Genomic DNA, 18,829 nt, shown 5'->3' on the forward strand with positions numbered 1-18,829 from the left:
GGGGAGGAGGAATGGCATGGAACTCGATTTTCCGATTGTGCAAGTATTGAATGAAGAAGGAACGATTGTGCAGCCTGAATATCGTGAACAAATCACGAAAGAATTGACGATGACGATGTACCGCCATCTGATTCGCACGAGAATGGTTGACCGAAAATGTATCAGCCTGCAGCGGCAAGGGCGCATCGGGACGTATGTGCCGTACGAAGGGCAAGAGGCGTGTCAAGTCGGAAGCGCGCTTGCACTCAACGATGGTGATTGGATGTTTCCGACCTATCGCGATCATGGGGCGATGATGACGTTCGGCCGTTCCTTAACGCAAACGCTTTTATACTGGAAAGGGCGGACGGAAGGGTGTGTTCCACCTGAGGGAAAAAAAATCGTTCCGCCGAGCGTTCCGATTGCCACGCAACTCCCTCATGCAGCGGGGGCGGCGTGCGCCGAAAAATGGAAGGGGACGAAAAATGCGGTGATTGTGTACTTCGGTGATGGGGCGACATCAGAAGGAGATTTCCATGAGGGATTGAATTTCGCGAGCGTTTTCAACGCGCCTGTCGTCTTTTTCAACCAAAACAACCAATATGCGATTTCTGTTCCGATCACCCGTCAGATGAAGACAAAAACGATCGCGCAAAAAGCGTTGGCGTACGATATTCCCGGCCTTCGCATCGATGGAAATGACGTGTTTGCCGTGTATTTCAAAACAACTGAGGCGCTCGAGCGGGCGAGAAACGGAGGGGGGCCGACGTTAATCGAAGCGGTGACATGGCGTTATGGCGCCCATACGACGTCCGATGACCCGTCCAGATACCGCGACCAGGAGGAAAGCCAAAAACGGCGCGAAACAACCGATCCGATTAAGCGGGTCGAGCGGTTGATGCAGCGGGAAGGCTGGTGGGATGAAAAGTGGGCGAATCAAGTGCAAGAGGAAGTGAACGCCGAAATCGAGCAGGCGGTTGTGGAAATGGAGAGCTATCCAAAAGCGAATGTATCTGACATGTTTGACTTTGTGTTCGCCCAACCGACATGGACGATTGCGGAGCAGAAAGAAGCGTATCTTCAGTGGAAGCGGGGGATGGAAAGATGATCACCAAAGTAGGCGTCAAATCGCTCACCATCGTGCAAGCGGTCAATGATGCGCTTCGTACCATGCTAAAAGAGCGTGAAGATGTCATCCTGCTCGGGGAAGATATTGGAAAAAATGGCGGTGTGTTTCGCGCCACCGAAGGATTGCTGGAGGAATTTGGCGAGGAGAGGGTGATGGACACGCCGTTAAGCGAGGCAGGATTTACTGGTGCAGCGATTGGAATGGCGCTTGGTGGATTTCGTCCTGTCGTAGAAATTCAGTTTTTAGGTTTTATCTATCCAGCCTATGAACAAATCATGACCCATGCGGCACGCATGCGTGCGCGGACGAGAGGGCATTTTACCGTGCCCTTGGTCATTCGCGCCCCGTACGGCGCGGGCGTGCGGGCCCCGGAAATTCATTCGGACAGCATGGAAGCGCTGTTTACCCATATGCCAGGCATCAAAGTCGTCTGTCCCGCGTCGCCGTATGACGCCAAAGGGTTGCTCATCGCCGCGATTGAAGACCCGGACCCTGTTCTCTTCTTAGAACCGATGCGCAGTTATCGTGCGTTTCGCGAAGACGTTCCGGAAGGAAAATATACGATTGAAATTGGCAAAGGGAAAAAACTACGTGAAGGGGACGACGTGACCGTCATTGCATGGGGAGCCATGGTGCCGGTCGCCATAAAGGCGGCGGAAGAGGCGGCGAAAAAAGGGATTGATGCCGATGTCATCGACTTGCGTACGCTTTACCCGCTTGACAAGGACATCATCGCCGAGTCGGTGCAAAAGACAGGAAGAGCCGTCATTGTCCAAGAAGCGCATGCGACCGGTGGGTTAGCCAATGACATTCTCGCCGTCATCAATGACACATCGTTTTTCTATCAACATGCACCAGTCGAACGGGTGACGGGATTTGACGTTCCGGTTCCGTTTTTCGCCTATGAAGACGATTATTTGCCAACGCCGTCGCGCGTGCTGCACGCGATGGAAAAAGTGATGCGTTTCTAGTTGCATCCGACATGAATCGGAAGCGCAAAGAAAGAGCCATGCCTTTTCGGCTGGCTCTTTTTCTTTCTTCGATAAGCCGTATGACGGCCGCGTCGATCGTTTTTTGCGCAGCCATCTCGTTGATGGGATGGTGCTGATGTTACTCCCGATGATTGGCCAGCTGTTCGCGATACTCTTTTCCTTTTTGCACGTATGTATCAATCGACAGCTGGATGAGCTCAAGGTCTTTGTCCGTCAGTTCACGCACCACTTTTCCAGGCGAGCCAATGACGAGTGAGCGGGGCGGAATCTTTTTGCCGGACGGAATCAACGTGTTGGCGCCGATGATGCATTCTTCACCGATTTCGGCCCCATCCAAAATCGTCGACCCCATGCCGATGATCGAGCGCCGGCGGATCGTGCAGCCGTGAAGGATCACATTATGCCCGACCGTCACTTCATCTTCAACAATGAGCGGCGACCCTTCGTACAAATGGCAGGTCGTATTGTCTTGAATGCTCGTTCGAGCGCCGATCGTAATCGGTCCTTCATCGCCGCGCAGCACGGCATTGAACCAAATGGTCGATTCCGGACCGACGGTGACGTCTCCGATCAAATAGGCTCCCGGGGCAATGAATGCGGTTTCATGAACATTCGGACGTTTTCCGTTATACGGGTATAGCATCCCCACATCCCCCTTCATTTTATGTGTCATGATCAGTATAACACATTTTGCACGGGGGAGAAAATGGACGGAATGAACAATGTCTTTTCCCATCATCAATAAGCATAGATTCATGCACAATGCCTCGCGGAGCGAAAGCGGCAATGAGGCGGGCATCAGCCTTTGAGGGCAAGGCGAAGATCTGAAATTGCCGCTTCATGTTCAAGCGACCGGCGGCATAACATATCGATGATCCGCTCTTGGAAAAGGGTTTTTCCTATAACGAAGAAAACGGAAAGGGAGAAATGTTTTTCAGAATTTTTATTTAAATAATATTATTTTTCTTAATATTATTGTTTTATTTACCATGATATAAATCATACAAAATTTTTTTGACAATATAAACATAATGAATTATTATATTAAAAGAATTTAAAGGAGCATTCCCGTTAGGAGCTTTTCCGGGGACTTGATCAAAAAAAGCCCTCTTGGTATGATGCAGGGGTGTCAAACACATCACTCACCATACCAAGGAGGACTTCAGATGAATTGTACACAAAACTATAAAATTGATCAAGTCACCGAACAAACGCTTGTCGTGGGCATCGATATCGCGAAACGAACCCACTACGCCTGCTTCGTGGATGACCGGGGGCGTGTCCTTCGCAAATCGTTCCCGATCTTCCAGTCGAAAGAGGGCTTTCGCCAGCTGTATGAAGCGATTCAGGAGGCGATGCAAGCGTTCGGGAAGTCAGAGGTGATCGTCGCGGTGGAGCCGACCGGGCACTACTGGTTGAACCTGGCCTACTTCCTCGAGGAGCACGGGATCCCGTTGGTCATGGTCAACCCGGCGCATGTGTGCCGGTCGAAAGAACTCGATGACAACCTGCCGACGAAACATGACGCCAAAGATGCCCTAGTCATCGCCAGACTGGCGAAAGACGGACGATTCCTCGTCCCCCGGCTGCTGCACGAGATCGAAGCCGATTTGCGCGTGGGAAGCACGCTCAAAGAGAAGCTCCGCAAGGAACAGACGGCGGTGAAAAATGCGATCATCCGCTGGACCGACCGGTATTTTCCGGAGTTTTGGATGGTGTTTCGCGATCTGGGAAAAACGGCGCTTTCGGTGTTGGAGTGGACGCCGTTTCCGGCCGATATGGCGGGTCGGACCGCCGAGGAGCTCATCGAGGTGTACCGGCAAAGCGAAGGGCTGAAATGCCCGCAGAAGGCCAAAATTCAGGCGTTGATCAACGCCGCGAAGGACTCGATTGGGGTGACGGAAGGGACGACGATGGCCCGGTTTGAGATCGCCGCGCTCGTCCGCCGATACCGCCAATTGGAGGCGGAGATCGCCGCACTGGACGCCGAGTTGAAGGCATTGGTTCAAACGACGATGGAGTATCAATGGTTGAAAACGGTCGACGGGTTGGGAGACGCCACGATTATCGATCTTCTGGCGGAGATCGGCAGCTTCGCCCATTATCGGGACCCGCGTCAATTGGTGAAGTTGGCGGGCCTGACGCTCAAGGAGAACTCCTCCGGCCAGCGCAAAGGGCAAAAGCACATCTCCAAACGGGGACGGAAACGGCTGCGATCGGTGCTGTTTCGGGCGATGATTCCGCTGATTCGGCACAACGAGGCGTTTCGCGAGCTGCATGAATATTACACGACCCGATCCGTCAACCCGCTGACCGGAAAGCAATCCATCGTCGCCTTGTGCCGGAAGCTGTTGAATGTGCTGTTTGCGATTTGTACGAAGAAACAAGCCTTTGACGCGGAGCGAATGAAACAGGACGTCTTGTCCCAGGTGCAACGGGCGGCCTAAGGCCTCCCCCTGCGAACGGAAGAATCGTTGGACAACCAGATGACACCGGAGAAGCTGGCGTGATTTTATCCATTCGACCTTGAGTCCCCAAAGGAGCTTGGCCGGCCTCCGCCTGATGACGAGACCGAACGAGGGAATGTTGGCGCGAAGACGCCCGGAGACATGGGAGGGTTCGTCCTCATCAGCGACGCGGAGATCCAAAGGGTGCATCGAATACGCTTCTCCCCACGGAAGGAAAATATCCCCAGCCGTGGCCGCGAAGCGCACCCTAGGTCTGTAAGATATCCACAAAACTGAAAAAGGATGTAAGGGATTTTGTCGAAAAATATTTTTTGGACACCCCTGAGAGGCCGAAAAGCCTTGATACATCAACATTTCTAGAGGGAGGTAGGTAGTGGTTATGTCATCGATCGACAAGCAACAAATCGCTGCCAGCGTTCCCCAGCGCGGCTTTTTCGGCCATCCGAAAGGGCTGTTTACGCTCTTTTTCACCGAGTTTTGGGAGCGCTTTTCGTACTACGGCATGCGCGCCATTTTAGTGTACTACATGTATTACGAAGTATCGAAAGGCGGGCTCGGGCTTGATGAGCATCTGGCGCTCGCGATTATGTCGATTTATGGGGCGCTTGTGTACATGTCCGGAATCATTGGCGGCTGGCTTGCCGACCGGGTGTTTGGCACGTCGCGCGCGGTCTTTTACGGCGGCCTTCTCATTATGGCTGGTCATATCGCCCTGGCGATTCCGGGCGGGGTGACGGCGCTGTTTGTGTCGATGGCGCTCATCGTCTTGGGAACCGGGTTGTTGAAACCGAACGTTTCGAGCATTGTCGGCGATATGTACAAGCCTGGCGATGACCGCCGCGACGCCGGATTCAGCATTTTTTACATGGGGATTAACCTTGGCGCCTTTTTGGCTCCGCTTGTTGTCGGTACCGCGGGGATGAAGTATAACTTCCACCTCGGCTTCGGCCTTGCAGCTGTCGGGATGTTTCTCGGGCTTGTCGTATTTGTGGCGACAAGAAAGAAAAACCTCGGGTTGGCGGGGACGTACGTGCCCAACCCGCTGACGCCGGCAGAAAAGAAAAAAGCGGCTTCGATCATGGCCGTGGGGGCGGTCGTGATTGCCGTGCTGCTAGCAATCTTGATTCCGAACGGTTGGTTCACTGTGGAAACGTTTATTTCCCTTGTCGGCATCTTAGGAATCATCATCCCGATCATCTATTTTGTCGTCATGTACCGCAGCCCGAAAACGACGGCGGAGGAGCGGTCGCGCGTGATCGCTTACATTCCGTTGTTCGTCGCTTCAGCGATGTTTTGGGCGATTCAAGAACAAGGATCGACAATTTTGGCGAACTATGCGGACAAGCGGACGCAGTTGGATGTAGCAGGCATCCACTTGTCGCCTGCATGGTTCCAGTCGCTGAACCCGTTATTTATTATCATTTTGGCTCCGGTGTTCGCATGGATGTGGGTGAAGCTCGGTAAACGGCAGCCGACGATCCCGCAAAAATTCGCGCTCGGCTTGTTGTTTGCCGGCCTGTCGTTCATCGTCATTCTCGTGCCGGGCCATTTAAGCGGCGGAGGGCTCGTCCATCCGATCTGGCTTGTGTTAAGCTATTTCATCGTCGTGCTTGGTGAACTTTGCCTGTCGCCGGTCGGCCTGTCGGCGACGACGAAACTTGCGCCTGCGGCCTTCTCAGCGCAAACGATGAGCCTTTGGTTTTTATCGAACGCCGCCGCGCAAGCGATCAACGCTCAGCTTGTGCGCTTCTATACGCCCGAAAACGAAACGGCCTATTTCGGCACGATCGGCGGGGCGGCGGTTGTGTTAAGCGTCATCTTGTTTTTGCTCGCCCCGAGCATTCAGCGGCTCATGAAGGGCGTTCGTTAATATCACGCTGATGTTTGTATCAACAGGGAAAACAGATGATCCAAAAGATTACAAATCTGTGACAGGATGCTCTGCGTTGGCAGAGCTTCTTTTTTTATTCAAAAAATATTTACATAAATCAAAAAATAAGTTCAGATGGTGTTTACAAAAATGGATTACGATGGAATAGAAAAAGAGGAAAGGGGAGAAAAGCGGATGGCGTTTCTTGAGCTGGTTGAGGTGACGAAATCGTATGGAGGCAAAAAGAGCGCGGTCGAGAATGTGAATGTCGCGATTGAATCAGGGGAGTTTTTTGTTCTTGTCGGCCCATCGGGATGCGGCAAAAGCACGATTTTGCGGCTGATCGCTGGCCTTGAGCCGCTGACATCAGGATATGTATTGATCGATGGACAAGTGGCGAATGATTGGCCCCCTCACGCCCGCCGGTTATCGATGGTCTTTCAAAATTATGCGCTATATCCCCATTTGACGGTGGAGCAAAATATGCGGATTGTCTTGCAGGCGCAAAAGGTGCCGAAAGAAGAACAAGTGAAACGTTGCATGGAAGCGGCGGAATTGCTTGGATTGACCGATGTGCTGCATAGGAAGCCGCGGGAATTGTCAGGGGGGCAGCGTCAACGCGTTGCCTTAGGGCGAGCGATTGTCGCGCAGACTCCGCTTTGTTTGATGGATGAACCGCTCTCCAATTTAGATGCCAAGCTGCGTGCGAAAATGAGGAGCGAGCTTCGACGTTTGCAACGTCAGCTCGGCATGACTGTGATTTATGTCACGCACGATCAGACGGAAGCGATGACCATGGCTGACCGGATGATGATTTTGCATGATGGCCGTCCGCAACAAATCGGCAGTCCGCTTGATGTATACAATAGCCCAGATAACACGTTTGTCGCTTCATTTATCGGAACACCGCCGATGAATTTGGCGGAAGCGCATGTGCTGAACCATTCCCTCTTATTGCAAAACGAGCGGCCCATCCGTCTTCGGCGTCGTTCTTTGCCGAAGGCTGAACGGGTGATCGTCGGACTGCGGCCGGAACATATTGAGCCGGCGGAATCAGGAGAAGAATCTATGGCCGTCAAAGTCAGCCATGTCGAGTGGCTCGGCAATGAAACGTTAGTGACGTTTGAGTTGGCAAAAAATCTTTATTGGACAGCACGATGGAATGGACAATGGCGCATCCGTTTGGGAGAAGTGGTGCCATTGACGTTTGATGAGCAGGATTTCCTGTTTTTCGATGCGTCTGGAAAGCGAATTGGAGCCCCGTCCATCAAGCGGGAGGAGGTGTGGGTTCACCAATGAATGAGCGTGTTTCAACGGTTCCCTCCCCAGCGCCATGGTCGGTCCGGACGAAGCGGGAGGCGCGGCAGGCCGCAATAAAATCGTGGTTGGAAGGGATGGTGTATCTTTGTCCTTCGCTCCTACTGTTTGGCGTGTTTCTCTTTTACCCGTTGGGGAGAACGATGTATTTAAGCGTGTTTCACACCGATTATCAAGGGCACCCGACGGAATTTGTCGGTTTGGCGCATTTTGTTGCTCTTCTTCAAGATGCATCGTTTTGGCATAGTTTGAAGGCGACGATTCTGTTTGCGGCGCTCACTGTCCCGACGACGGTCGCCGTTTCGTTCGGTTTAGCGTTGCTCGTTCATGAAACGCGGAAAGGAATCGGAATCTTCCGGACGATTTTTGCTTCTACGATGGGGATGAGCGTGGGAGTCGCTTCGGTGATTTGGATGTTTATGTACAATCCGGCGATCGGGATCATCAATCGTTTGTTGTCCGCGATCGGCGGGGTTCCTGTTTCATGGCTCCTTGACCAGGACACGGCATTGTATGCGGTGGCGGCGGCGACGATCTGGATGAATATCGGGCTGACCTTTTTATTGTTGCTGGCCGGCCTGCAAAACATCGATCCATCCTTGTACGAAAGCGCACGCATCGCTGGAATGAGCTATTGGCGCCAGCTGTGGACAGTGACTGTGCCGCTGTTGTCGCCGACGTTGTTTTTTGTCACGACTGTCTCGCTCATTCAAGCGCTGCAAACGTTCGGACAAATTGACTTTTTAACGAAAGGCGGGCCGGTGGAGGCCACGAATGTGTTCGTTTACGCGATTTACAGGGAAGCGTTCGTCAACTATCAGTTTGGTTCCGCGAGCGCGCAAGCCATTGTACTTTTTCTCATCATCGCCCTCGTCACTTTTTTGCAGTTTCGGTTTGCCGAGAGGAAGGTGCATTACCAATGAGAGCGGCGCGGGCAACGGCTCACTATGTGTTGTTATGCCTATGCTCGGTTGTCATCTTGTTTCCAGTGGCTTATGCTCTTCTGATGAGTTTGATGGATGGAGCCGCTATTTTGTCAGGACGCCTATGGCCTGAGAATTGGACATTGGTCAATTATGAGGCCGCGTTTCAACAGGCGCCGCTTGGGAGATATTTATGGAACAGCTTTTTTGTGGCTTTCATGATTACATTGGGGCGCCTCATCGTGTCAAGTCTCGCCGCTTTCGCTTTTGTGTTTCTCCGCTTTCCGGGTCGGGATCGGTGGTTTTACATTTGCATTGCCACCATGCTCGTTCCGTGGGAAGCGACTGTGATCCCAAACTTTTTGACAATCCAAGCGCTTGGCTGGACAAACCATTACGTAGGGCTCATCGTGCCGTTTTGGGCGATGGCGTTTGGCATCTTTTTATTGCGGCAGCAGTTTAAGCAAATTCCGCACGAGCTGTATGAGGCGGCGCAGTTGTCCGGCATCGGGAATTTCCGCTTTTTTTGCCGCGTCGTACTGCCGCTTTCAAAAACGAGTTTGGTAACGCTGGCTGTTTACAGCTTTTTGGACGCTTGGAATATGTATTTATGGCCGCTGCTCGTTACAAACGATGATCGCGTCCGCACCGTGCAGATCGGGCTCAAGCAGCTGCAGACGCAAGAGATCGCCAGCAGCTGGGGCGTCGTCATGGCAGCGGCGGTTATCGCGATGCTTCCGACTTTGTTGCTGTTGTTTGCCGGACAGAAGCAATTGCGCAAAGGGCTTATGCAAGGAGCGATTCAATAGTGGGGAGGAGAAACAAGATGAGAAAGGTTTTGGCCAGTTTCTTAACCTTGATGTTTATTGGGCTTGCCGCGGGATGCTCAAGTGAAGATGCGGGCGAAGCGGCGGGAGGCAAAACAGAAGTGGTGTTTTGGCATTCGATGAGCGGGGATTTGGAGCCGGTACTGAATGACATTGTCGCTGATTTTAACCAAACCCATCCAGAGATTGAGGTGAAGCCGGTGTTTCAAGGCACCTATGAAGAGGCGCTGACGAAATGGAATGCGGTAGCCGGGACAAAAGACGCGCCGACGATCATGCAGACGTTTGAAGTCGGGACAAAGCATATGATCGACAGCGGAAAGGTCGTCCCGGTGCAGACATGGATCGATAAAGACAAGTATGATGTTTCGCAATGGGAGAAAAATATTGTCAATTATTATACGGTGAACGGGCGGATTTACTCGATGCCATTTAACTCGTCAACCCCTGTATTGATTTACAATAAAGATGCGTTTCGCGAAGCCGGGATCGATCCAGAAAAGCCGCCGCTCACCTACAGCGAGTTGAAAGAAGCGGCGAAAAAGCTGACAAAGAAAAAAGGAAAGGAAACGGAGCGGTACGGATTTTCCATTTTGAACTACGGCTGGTTTTTCGAAGAAATGGTGGCCGTGCAAGGCGGATTGTATGTGAACAACGACAACGGCCGAAACGGCGACGCGACAAAAGCGGTGTTTAACGGAACGGAAGGAAAGCGTGTATTTGAGTTGATCCGCGACATGTATCGAGACGGCACGTTTTACAACGCCGGCCAAAATTGGGACGACATGCGCGCCGCCTTCCAAGCAGGAAAAATCGCCATGTATTTAGATTCATCCGCTGGCGTGAAAACGGTGATCAACAACTCGCCGTTTGACGTTGGCGTCTCGTATTTGCCTGTTCCGGATGGCGTCGAGCGCCAAGGCGTCATTATCGGCGGCGCTTCGCTTTGGATGATGAAAGGAAGCAGTGAAGAGGAACAAAAAGCGGCATGGGAGTTCATGAAATACTTGACGACCGCTCCCGTCCAAGCCAAGTGGCATGTGCGCACGGGGTATTTTGCCATCAATCCAGCTGCGTACGATGAGCCGCTCGTCAAAGATGAATGGGCGAAATACCCGCAATTAAAAGTGACGGTGGACCAGCTGCATGAAACAAAATCAACCCCTGCCACCCAAGGGGCGCTCATCACCGTCTTCCCTGAATCTCGGCAACATGTCGTGAAAGCGATGGAACGGTTGTATGAAGGAATCGACCCGCAAGAAGCGCTCGATCAGGCGGCCGAAGAAACGAACCGGGCGTTGCAGGGGGCGGGGCGTTGAGGTGTAAGGTTTTTCCCGAACTATGAGGAAGGAGGAAAAATAAACAGAAGGTGTCCCCAAAAGGATCGGGACGCCTTTTCTTATTGATGTATATACGCATAAAGCAAAATATTTAGCCCATAGAAGTAAATACAATTTTTTGAAACAACTTTTTTATATGTCATAAATAAAGCTGAAAAGCTTAACATACTTAATAAAAAATTAAATATTTAATATATTTAGTAAATTTATTATTTACAAACAAATATTTTTTATGGTACATTCTAAGTGTAGTGGTACAGTGGACCAACCACTGAACCTCCGAAGGTTTACAATATTTATTGAACAAAAAGTTATCTGCTCCTTTTATTACTACTTATTCAGGAATTGCCGACCATAAGAGAGATCTTCAGAAATATTAACTTCTAAGGAATGTGGAGAGGAAAAAATGGATATTAAGCCTATCAGGAAGAAAAGAGTGTACCAAGCGATTATTGAACAAATTCAACAAGCTATCCGTTTGGGGCAGTTGCAGCCAGGTGATAAACTACCTTCGGAACGTGATTTAGCGGAAAAGTTTCAGGTATCACGCACAACAATTAAGGAAGCCATTGCTGTTATGGAAGCTATTGGTGTTTTGGAGATACGCCCTGGAGTAGGAACCTTTGTAAGGGAGACAGGAAACCATTTGCTTGATTTAAATTATATTTTTGGGGATGACGACACTGAAATTCATGAACTTATGGAATTTCGCCAAGCGATTGAAGTGGAAGCAGCTTATTATGCAGCAATAAGAGGAACAGAAGATGGTAAAAGAAAGTTAACACAATTGTTTTCTGAGCTGGAGAAAGAGGTTATGTCAGGAAAATTGCCGGCTAGATCAGATTTTTCTTTTCATATGCAAATATCGTCAATGTCTCAAAATGCGCTGTTTTTTAGAATAATGGAATTCATCTCTGATAAGCTTTTTAAATCTGTTACGAAAAATGCGGTCAATACATTTGCCGGAGCAGGAGATCCTGTGAAGGTGCTTCAAGAGCATCGTGCTATCTATGAAGCCATATTGTCTGGTGATGGAGTAAAAGCACGTCAGGCTATGCGTTATCATCTTGAAAGTGTCATCGCTCGTTACAAAGGTATATAAGAGGTGGTGAGTGATGCCGTTACAACCGGATATTGTAGATCAAATTGTTCGGATTATTGGAGAAGAAAGAAGAGTTCTTATTAAAAAAACAGATCTTCTTAGTTATGGGTATGATGCGTCTTTTGGTTTTTTTGTGCCTGATCTTGTTTGTCAAGTGAAGTGTGTGGAGGAAGTTTCTGAAATTATTAAGCTCGCCAATCGAGAAAAAATACCCATTACACCAAGAGGGAATGCGTCTGGATTAAGTGGAGGGGCTTTGCCTATTGAGGGCGGGATAGTGATTGATGTATCTTTATGGAATGATGTATTGGAAATCCACAGGGATGATATGATTGCTGTTGTTTCTCCAGGTGTAATTACAGCTGACATTGATCGGGCTGCTCAAAAAGTTGGTCTTATGTATCCCCCAGATCCGAGCAGTTCTAATGTCTCGACGATTGCTGGAAATATTGCGGAAAATTCGGGCGGGCCGCGGGGGCTGAAATACGGAGTAACGAAAGATTATGTTTTAGGATTGCAAGTCGTCACACCGGAAGGCCATATTATACGCACAGGTGGACGAACGATCAAAAATGTCACAGGTTATGACTTAACGAAATTAATTGTTGGCTCAGAAGGAACACTTGGCATTATTACAGAGGCAATTTTGCGTCTTATTCCAAGACCGCAGGCGACGATTTCTCTTATGGCAGTTTTCGATGATATTGTGCAAGCGGGCTATGCGATTACCAATGTACTTACTTCGGGGATTCTTCCGTCGAAGATCGAGTTCATGGATCAAGCGTCTATCTGGGCGGTGGAAAGTTACCGGCCGATGGGATTGCCTATCAATGCCGAAGCGGTTCTTTTTATAGAACTTGACGGTCATCCCCTAGCTATTCGAGATGAGGCGGACTATGTTTATAAATTAATGCAAAAGACAGGAGCGTTGCGCGTCCAAAAAGCTGAAACGAGTGACCAAGAAGAAAAAATGTGGAAAGCGCGAAAACTTGTGTCTCCGGCTGTTGCGCGACATAAACCGACGAAAATTTCTGAAGATGCGACGGTTCCAAGAAGCCAAATTCCATCTTTTCTAAAACGGTTAAGGGAAATTAAAGACAAATTCGACATCGAGCTCGTTGTTTTTGGGCATGCCGGCGACGGAAACCTTCATCCAAACATTCTTTGTGATCAGCGCAATAAAGAGGAAATGAAGAAGGTAGAGAAAGCGGTGGCTGCGATTTTTGAAGCCGCCCTTGATCTCGGAGGAACGCTTTCCGGGGAACATGGAATCGGGCTGATGAAAAAGTCCTTTATGCCAATGGAATTTGATCAGTTTTCGCTTGAAATGATGAAACGCATTAAACAGGCGTGGGATCCAAATAACATTATGAATCCAGGAAAGATTTTCCCAAAACCAGGTGACAGGTTGGTGTTAAGATAATGGAAGCCCAAGAAAACGTGTATTTAAAGAAGGCGGCGGATTTAACATATGACTGTGTTCGATGTGGCTATTGTCTGCCCTCCTGTCCTACCTATTTGACAATGAAAACGGAAACACAAACCCCAAGGGGGCGCATCAATCTTGTTCGCATGGCGGCAGAGGGACATATCACAGTGAATGAATTAAGTGTTCCAATCGATCTTTGTCTTGGCTGTCGTGCATGTGAACATGTTTGTCCGAGCAACATCCAATATGGGAAAATGCTTGAGCTTGTAAAAGGCAGTATTCGCTATCACAAAAAGCAGACTTCGTCTCCATTGCGGCGTTTTTGTGAGGGTTTCGTCTTTAAACATGTGTTTCCAAGTAAAAGCATCATGAATAAGCTTGGTAGCTTTCTATGGGTATATCAGAAATCAGGTGTGAAAAAGGTTGTTCATATGAAGCCGCTTCGATATTTGCTCCCGAAAAAGTTGGAGTTATTTGATAAGGGGTTAACTGAAGCGAAACCTCCTTTTCGAAAAAACGATGGTCGCCGATACCCTTCGATTAGCGAGCGTCCGGCTTTGAAAGTTGCATTTTTCACCGGCTGTGTGATGGAAGCGGTTTTTTACCGAATTAATTTACTTAGCATTCGCCTGTTGCAAAAGGTTGGTTGCGAGGTTGTCGTAGTTAATGATCAAACATGTTGCGGTGCGTTGCAACTGCATGCTGGGGAAGAAGAACTAGCAAAAGAAATGGCAAAACGGAACATTGAAGTGTTTGAAAAAGAGGAGTTTGATTATATTGTAAATAGCGCGGGAGGTTGCGGCGCCATGCTGAAGGAATATGATGGATTGTTCGAAGGTGATCCCGAATGGTTGGAGCGCGCAAGACATTTTAAGCAAAAGGTAGCAGATATTAGCGTGATTTTAAATAAGCTTGGTTTAAAACTAGAGAGAGTCTTATCTTACAGGGTTACTTACCAGCCTTCTTGCCATATGACTAATGTTCAAAAAGTTACAAAAGAGCCGGAAGCATTGATTCAGTCGATTGAAGGCATTGAGTTTATACGATTAAATAAGCCTAACCTTTGCTGTGGTTCGGGTGGGATTTATAATTTAATTCATTTTGAAGAGTCTATGAACATCCTTAATGCAAAAATGTCTGATATTAAGGATACAAAGGCGAATGTTATTGTAACGACTAATCCAGGTTGTTTATTGCAAATGAAGGTGGGCATTGCCAAGGAAAATCTCCATGATCATATAAAGGCAGTTCATCTTGTTGAATTGCTCGCCGAGGCATGTGAAGTCACGGAAAATAGGTGGATTTAAAAAATCAATATTATACAAAACCGAGCATCTCTGTTTTTTAACATAAACATTTGTGAAAACGTTTTCTATTGAGGGGGGGCAAAAAGAATGTATGGTAATTAAGAAAATTGGATGGTAGAAGGGCTATGTGTTTTACAACTAGGTAAATAGAGGTTAGGAGGGAAATCGAATGAAAAAACGCTGGATTGCCATATTAGTTTCTATAATTGTTATGTCTTTAGTCGGTTGCAGTGTTCCAAATCCTAAAACAACTAGCGAAGCTAAACCGGCTAGCAATTCGGGAGATGGTGCGACTGAAATTACAGTCGCGGGGAATGGCGGCAAAATCGAGAGAGCTATTCGCGAAGTAATTGCTCCAAAATTTGAGAAAGAATACGGAATTAAAGTAAACTTTGTTCCTGGGTTATCTGGAGAAATATTGTCAAAGGTGGAATTGCAGAAAAATGCCCCCCAATACGATGTCGCGTTTTATGTACCCTTGGACGTACAAAGAGCTAATGACAAAGGGTTGACTGAAAAATTAGATCCATCGACAGTTCCTAACATGGATAAGGTTGATCCGCGATTTGTTGTCGTAAATAATGTTGGGGTGCCTGTATTTGGGTTGGTAATTGCTCCTGCATACAATACGGAAACGTTTGAGAAACACAAGTGGGCACCCATTACATCCTGGAATGACCTTATTCGACCTGAATATAACGGAAAAACAGCATTCGCCGACATTGCCAATGACTGGGGTTTTGCTTTGCTTTATAACCTTGCCAATGCTAATGGTGGGAGTTTGGATAATTTGGAACCTGGTTTGCAAAAAGCCAAGGAATTAGCTAGCTATTCCAATACATTCTACAAAAACTCTACTCAAATGATGCCAGCTGTGCAACAAGGAGCAGCAGATGTCACTGTTATGGGCAGCTATGCGATAGCTGAGTTGATTGATATGGGAGTGCCTTTGAAAATGGTTATTCCGAAAGAGGGAGCGCCATTGCAAGCATTCAGCGCGACGGTTGTCAAGAATGCTCCACATAAAGAAGCGGCGATAAAATTCGTAAACTTTTTGATAAGTGAGGAGTCGCAAAAACAAATCGCAGAAAGCGGTTTCTACCCGGTGCTCAAAGAAATGAAGGTAGCGCCCAAGTACGAAAAATCTATTGGTCTAAAAGATAGTGATCATGTTTTCCGCCCTGATTTTAAAAAGATGGCAGAAATTCGGGAAGAATGGACAGATCGTTGGGCTAAAGAAGTTACACCAGAATTAGGGAAAAAGGTTAGCAAATAAATTAGGGAGTGAAAGCATATGCAAACAGTAGTAAATGACGTAGAAATAAGGGGAGTTTATAAACAGATTGGGAAAAACGTTATCCTAAACGGTATCGATTTACAAGTCAAGCAAGGTGAACTACTCACCTTGCTTGGCCCTTCTGGGTGCGGCAAAACATCAACACTTAATGTCATTGCTGGTTTTCTTGATATTGATAAAGGAGAAGTATTTATTAAAGGGAAAAAAGTGACACATATTCCTCCGTATAAACGTGGTTTAGGAATGGTATTCCAAACATATTCTCTATTTCCGCATATGACTGTTTATGAAAACCTTGATTTTGGTTTATCTTTGCGTAAAGTTCCAAAAGAAGAGAGGAAGAAGAGAATCGAGCAGGCGTTAGAGTTAGTGAAAATGGTGGGATTGGAGAATAGGTATCCGCGCCAATTATCCGGAGGGCAACGACAACGGGTGGCAATTGCTCGTGCTCTAGTAGTGCAACCAATGTTATTGTTGCTTGACGAGCCACTCAGCAATCTTGATGCTAAATTACGTTATGAATTAAGGGCTGAAATTAAGCGTTTGCAGAAAGAGGTGGGGGTTACAACTATTTTTGTTACACATGACCAAGAGGAGGCACTTTCCCTGTCTGATCGAATCGTGGTAATGAATAAAGGAATAATTGAACAAGTTGGAACACCAACGGAAATCTATGAGCATCCATGCACCGAGTTCGTTTTTCAATTTATTGGGAAATCAAACCAATTAGAGGGTAAAGTAAAAACGGTCGACAGTCGAATGGTATGTATTGAGTTAGAGGAAGGCGTTCAGGTACTCGTTGAGTCAAAAAATATGATGGGCCCGGAACGTTCTTATTCAATTGGAGATGAGGTCAAACTGTACATTCGACCAGAAAAATTAACCATTCAGGAACAAGAAAGCGAGCCAGAAATTTTTTATTACAACAAGTACAATGCTTCGATCGTTCAAATGAACTATCTTGGCTCCGCTTGGGAAATTGAGTTGCTATTGTTTGGAAAACGGGTGCAAGTGCTACAACCTTTCGTTAAATCGGATTGGAAAATAGGAGCTGAGGTGACTGTGGGATGGAACCCGTCAGATATGATGATCGTCAAAAAATAGTCAGATTGTCAACAGAAATTGTTACGGCAAGGAGAAAAAGAAATTGGAGAAAATATATATATTGCGGTTTGCTTTTGTTCCCCCTAGTGGCATTTATTTTCGGTTTTTTTGTGATACCAATGCTTTACATTTTATATTTAAGTTTTATTGAAACCAAAGGGGAAACGAATGCGTTTTATAGCATAGGAAACTACGTACATTTTTTTACTGATTCTTACTATTTACATTCGTTATGGCTGACAATCAAAATAAGCCTGTACACTGTAGTGGTATCCCTGTTGCTCGGTTATCCTGTAGCATTAACAATGGCTAAATGTTCCCCGCGTGTCCGCGGATTATTAACTTTGCTTGTAGCCTCACCGTTGCTTATTAGCATTGTTGTGCGTAATTTCGGATGGTATCTTCTCTTATTACCAAACGGGACAGTCCATCAATTATTAATTAGCCTTGGTATTACCACTTCACCGCCTAAATTGTTATTTTCGGAGATAGGTGTCGTTATAGGACTGTCTAATGCCTATTTACCATTTATGATTTTATCGGTTGCTACAAGTTTATATAATATTGATCCATCTCTTGAGAAAGCTGCAGCCATTCTCGGCGCCGGTCCTCTCCGTTCATTTTGGTCGGTTACCTTGCCATTGAGTTTACCAGGGATTGTATCAGGGGTCGTGTTGGTCTTTAGCATGTCGATGAGTGCCTATGTGACTCCAGCGCTGATGGGAGGGGCAAATGTACCTATGCTCCCGGTTGTGGCTTATGACCAAATTATTAACTTACTGCGTTGGACGTACGGATCTGCCATTTCGTATGTTCTCCTTGGCATTACATTAATCATGGTTACTATTTTTACTCGAATGATGGAAAAGGGGCGCTATCGGGAGGTGTTTCGCTAATGAGTATTTTGAGAAGATTGAGACTATTACTAGCCATAATTAGTCTCATTTACATCTTAATCCCATTGGTTGTAACCATTCCGGCTTCACTTACCAGCGCCAATTATCCGAGTTTTCCGCCAAAGGGTTTCTCACTACAATGGTACACCAAGTTGCTAGAACGGCCAGAGTTTGTCGAAGCTTTTTGGAATAGTGTAAAATTCGCTTTTTTAGCATCATTGTTTTCAGTCTTGTTGGGAACATTAGGAGCTCTTGCTATTGCCAAATACGATATACCTGGGAAATCTTATCTTGTCTCGTTGTTAACCGCTCCGTTGACTGTTCCACAATTGGTACTGGGCATTGCCTTATTAATTTATTTCACGCCTATGTTGTTAGCGGGTACTCCGACGGGATTTTTGATCGCTCATATTATTATTTGTGTACCATATGTAGTTCGTTTTGTCCTAACAGGATTAAGTGGTTTTGATTACAATTTGGAACGGGCAGCGGCAATTCTTGGAGCTAGTCCGGTGGTTGTTTTTTGGAAAGTAACATTTCCTTTAATTCGGCCGGCGGTCTTATCCGGGGCGTTATTCTCTTTTTTGACTTCATTTGATAATGTTACGGTTTCATTATTTATGGTGTCTCCTGAGATGAGAACATTGCCTTTGGAAATTTTTTCAACAATGCAAGATGCATATAGTCCGATTGTTGCTTCGGTTTCGAGTGTTGTAATTTTGATTTCAATTGTACTTATTTTGATTTTAGAGAAAATTCATGGTGTTGGAAAACTGTTGGGAAGTGCCCACTAACCGTTCACTTTATTGTGATTGCTTACATGACGAAGCATCGTGTTAAAGATGGGGA

General features: G+C 47.3%; 16 protein-coding genes. 15 read left to right on the forward strand and 1 reads right to left on the reverse strand.

All coding sequences use genetic code 11. The features are described 5' to 3' along the window. The first annotated feature begins 16 nt into the window (after positions 1 to 16). Both pdhA and CWI35_RS00290 read left to right on the forward strand, forming a co-directional pair. Positions 17 to 1,087, forward strand: coding sequence for a pyruvate dehydrogenase (acetyl-transferring) E1 component subunit alpha (pdhA, locus tag CWI35_RS00285; protein WP_011231513.1), 1,071 nt, complete (start codon positions 17 to 19; stop codon positions 1,085 to 1,087). After that, entirely contained in the window at positions 1,084 to 2,079 is a 996-nt protein-coding gene (locus CWI35_RS00290; RefSeq protein WP_119877353.1) for an alpha-ketoacid dehydrogenase subunit beta, read from the forward strand. Before pdhA ends, CWI35_RS00290 begins: the two co-directional genes overlap by 4 nt. A 139-nt stretch (positions 2,080 to 2,218) precedes the next feature. Here the strand turns inward: CWI35_RS00290 and CWI35_RS00295 are convergent, their stop codons facing one another. Next, positions 2,219 to 2,743, reverse strand: a complete 525-nt coding sequence (locus CWI35_RS00295) for a gamma carbonic anhydrase family protein (RefSeq protein ID WP_021322410.1) — start codon at positions 2,741 to 2,743, stop codon at positions 2,219 to 2,221. Positions 2,744 to 3,266: 523 nt separating this feature from the next. On the opposite strand from CWI35_RS00295, the gene CWI35_RS00300 reads away from it, so the two are divergent. From CWI35_RS00300 to CWI35_RS00365, 13 genes are all read left to right on the forward strand, one after another. Then, entirely contained in the window at positions 3,267 to 4,547 is a 1,281-nt protein-coding gene (locus CWI35_RS00300; protein ID WP_119877354.1) for an IS110 family RNA-guided transposase, read from the forward strand. A 400-nt stretch (positions 4,548 to 4,947) separates the two neighbouring features. Continuing rightward, positions 4,948 to 6,438 carry a peptide MFS transporter gene (locus tag CWI35_RS00310; RefSeq protein WP_020278624.1) on the forward strand — a complete coding sequence of 497 codons (1,491 nt, stop codon included), beginning with the start codon at positions 4,948 to 4,950 and terminating at the stop codon, positions 6,436 to 6,438. Positions 6,439 to 6,633: 195 nt separating this feature from the next. After that, on the forward strand, positions 6,634 to 7,737 hold the full coding sequence (locus CWI35_RS00315) for an ABC transporter ATP-binding protein (RefSeq protein ID WP_033012400.1): 1,104 nt from the start codon (positions 6,634 to 6,636) through the stop codon (positions 7,735 to 7,737). After that, positions 7,734 to 8,678, forward strand: a complete 945-nt coding sequence (locus CWI35_RS00320; RefSeq protein ID WP_119877355.1) for a carbohydrate ABC transporter permease — start codon at positions 7,734 to 7,736, stop codon at positions 8,676 to 8,678. The genes CWI35_RS00315 and CWI35_RS00320 overlap by 4 nt, the downstream gene beginning before the upstream one ends. Further along, positions 8,675 to 9,487 (forward strand): carbohydrate ABC transporter permease, encoded by an 813-nt coding sequence (locus CWI35_RS00325; protein ID WP_066228825.1) that lies wholly within the window; start codon positions 8,675 to 8,677, stop codon positions 9,485 to 9,487. The genes CWI35_RS00320 and CWI35_RS00325 overlap by 4 nt, the downstream gene beginning before the upstream one ends. A 17-nt stretch (positions 9,488 to 9,504) precedes the next feature. Beyond that, positions 9,505 to 10,824, forward strand: a complete 1,320-nt coding sequence (locus CWI35_RS00330; RefSeq protein ID WP_066228823.1) for an ABC transporter substrate-binding protein — start codon at positions 9,505 to 9,507, stop codon at positions 10,822 to 10,824. Positions 10,825 to 11,281: 457 nt separating this feature from the next. Next, positions 11,282 to 11,947 carry a FadR/GntR family transcriptional regulator gene (locus tag CWI35_RS00335; protein ID WP_236567204.1) on the forward strand — a complete coding sequence of 222 codons (666 nt, stop codon included), beginning with the start codon at positions 11,282 to 11,284 and terminating at the stop codon, positions 11,945 to 11,947. Between the two features lie 13 nt (positions 11,948 to 11,960). Beyond that, positions 11,961 to 13,370 (forward strand): FAD-binding oxidoreductase, encoded by a 1,410-nt coding sequence (locus CWI35_RS00340; protein WP_025948808.1) that lies wholly within the window; start codon positions 11,961 to 11,963, stop codon positions 13,368 to 13,370. Then, positions 13,370 to 14,683: a (Fe-S)-binding protein gene (locus CWI35_RS00345; RefSeq protein ID WP_066228817.1), complete on the forward strand. Its 1,314-nt coding sequence runs from the start codon at positions 13,370 to 13,372 to the stop codon at positions 14,681 to 14,683. The genes CWI35_RS00340 and CWI35_RS00345 overlap by 1 nt, the downstream gene beginning before the upstream one ends. A 169-nt stretch (positions 14,684 to 14,852) precedes the next feature. Then, positions 14,853 to 15,959 (forward strand): ABC transporter substrate-binding protein, encoded by a 1,107-nt coding sequence (locus CWI35_RS00350; protein WP_066228814.1) that lies wholly within the window; start codon positions 14,853 to 14,855, stop codon positions 15,957 to 15,959. Between the two features lie 18 nt (positions 15,960 to 15,977). Continuing rightward, a complete protein-coding gene (locus tag CWI35_RS00355) occupies positions 15,978 to 17,084 on the forward strand; it encodes an ABC transporter ATP-binding protein (RefSeq protein WP_066228812.1) in 1,107 nt (368 codons plus the stop codon). Next, positions 17,048 to 17,980: an ABC transporter permease gene (locus CWI35_RS00360; RefSeq protein WP_025948812.1), complete on the forward strand. Its 933-nt coding sequence runs from the start codon at positions 17,048 to 17,050 to the stop codon at positions 17,978 to 17,980. Before CWI35_RS00355 ends, CWI35_RS00360 begins: the two co-directional genes overlap by 37 nt. Next, positions 17,980 to 18,774: an ABC transporter permease gene (locus CWI35_RS00365; protein ID WP_119877357.1), complete on the forward strand. Its 795-nt coding sequence runs from the start codon at positions 17,980 to 17,982 to the stop codon at positions 18,772 to 18,774. Before CWI35_RS00360 ends, CWI35_RS00365 begins: the two co-directional genes overlap by 1 nt. Positions 18,775 to 18,829: the final 55 nt, after the last annotated feature.

The organism is [Bacillus] caldolyticus (genome assembly GCF_003595605.1).
In the GTDB taxonomy this organism is placed as follows: Bacteria; Bacillota; Bacilli; order Bacillales; family Anoxybacillaceae; genus Geobacillus; species Geobacillus thermoleovorans.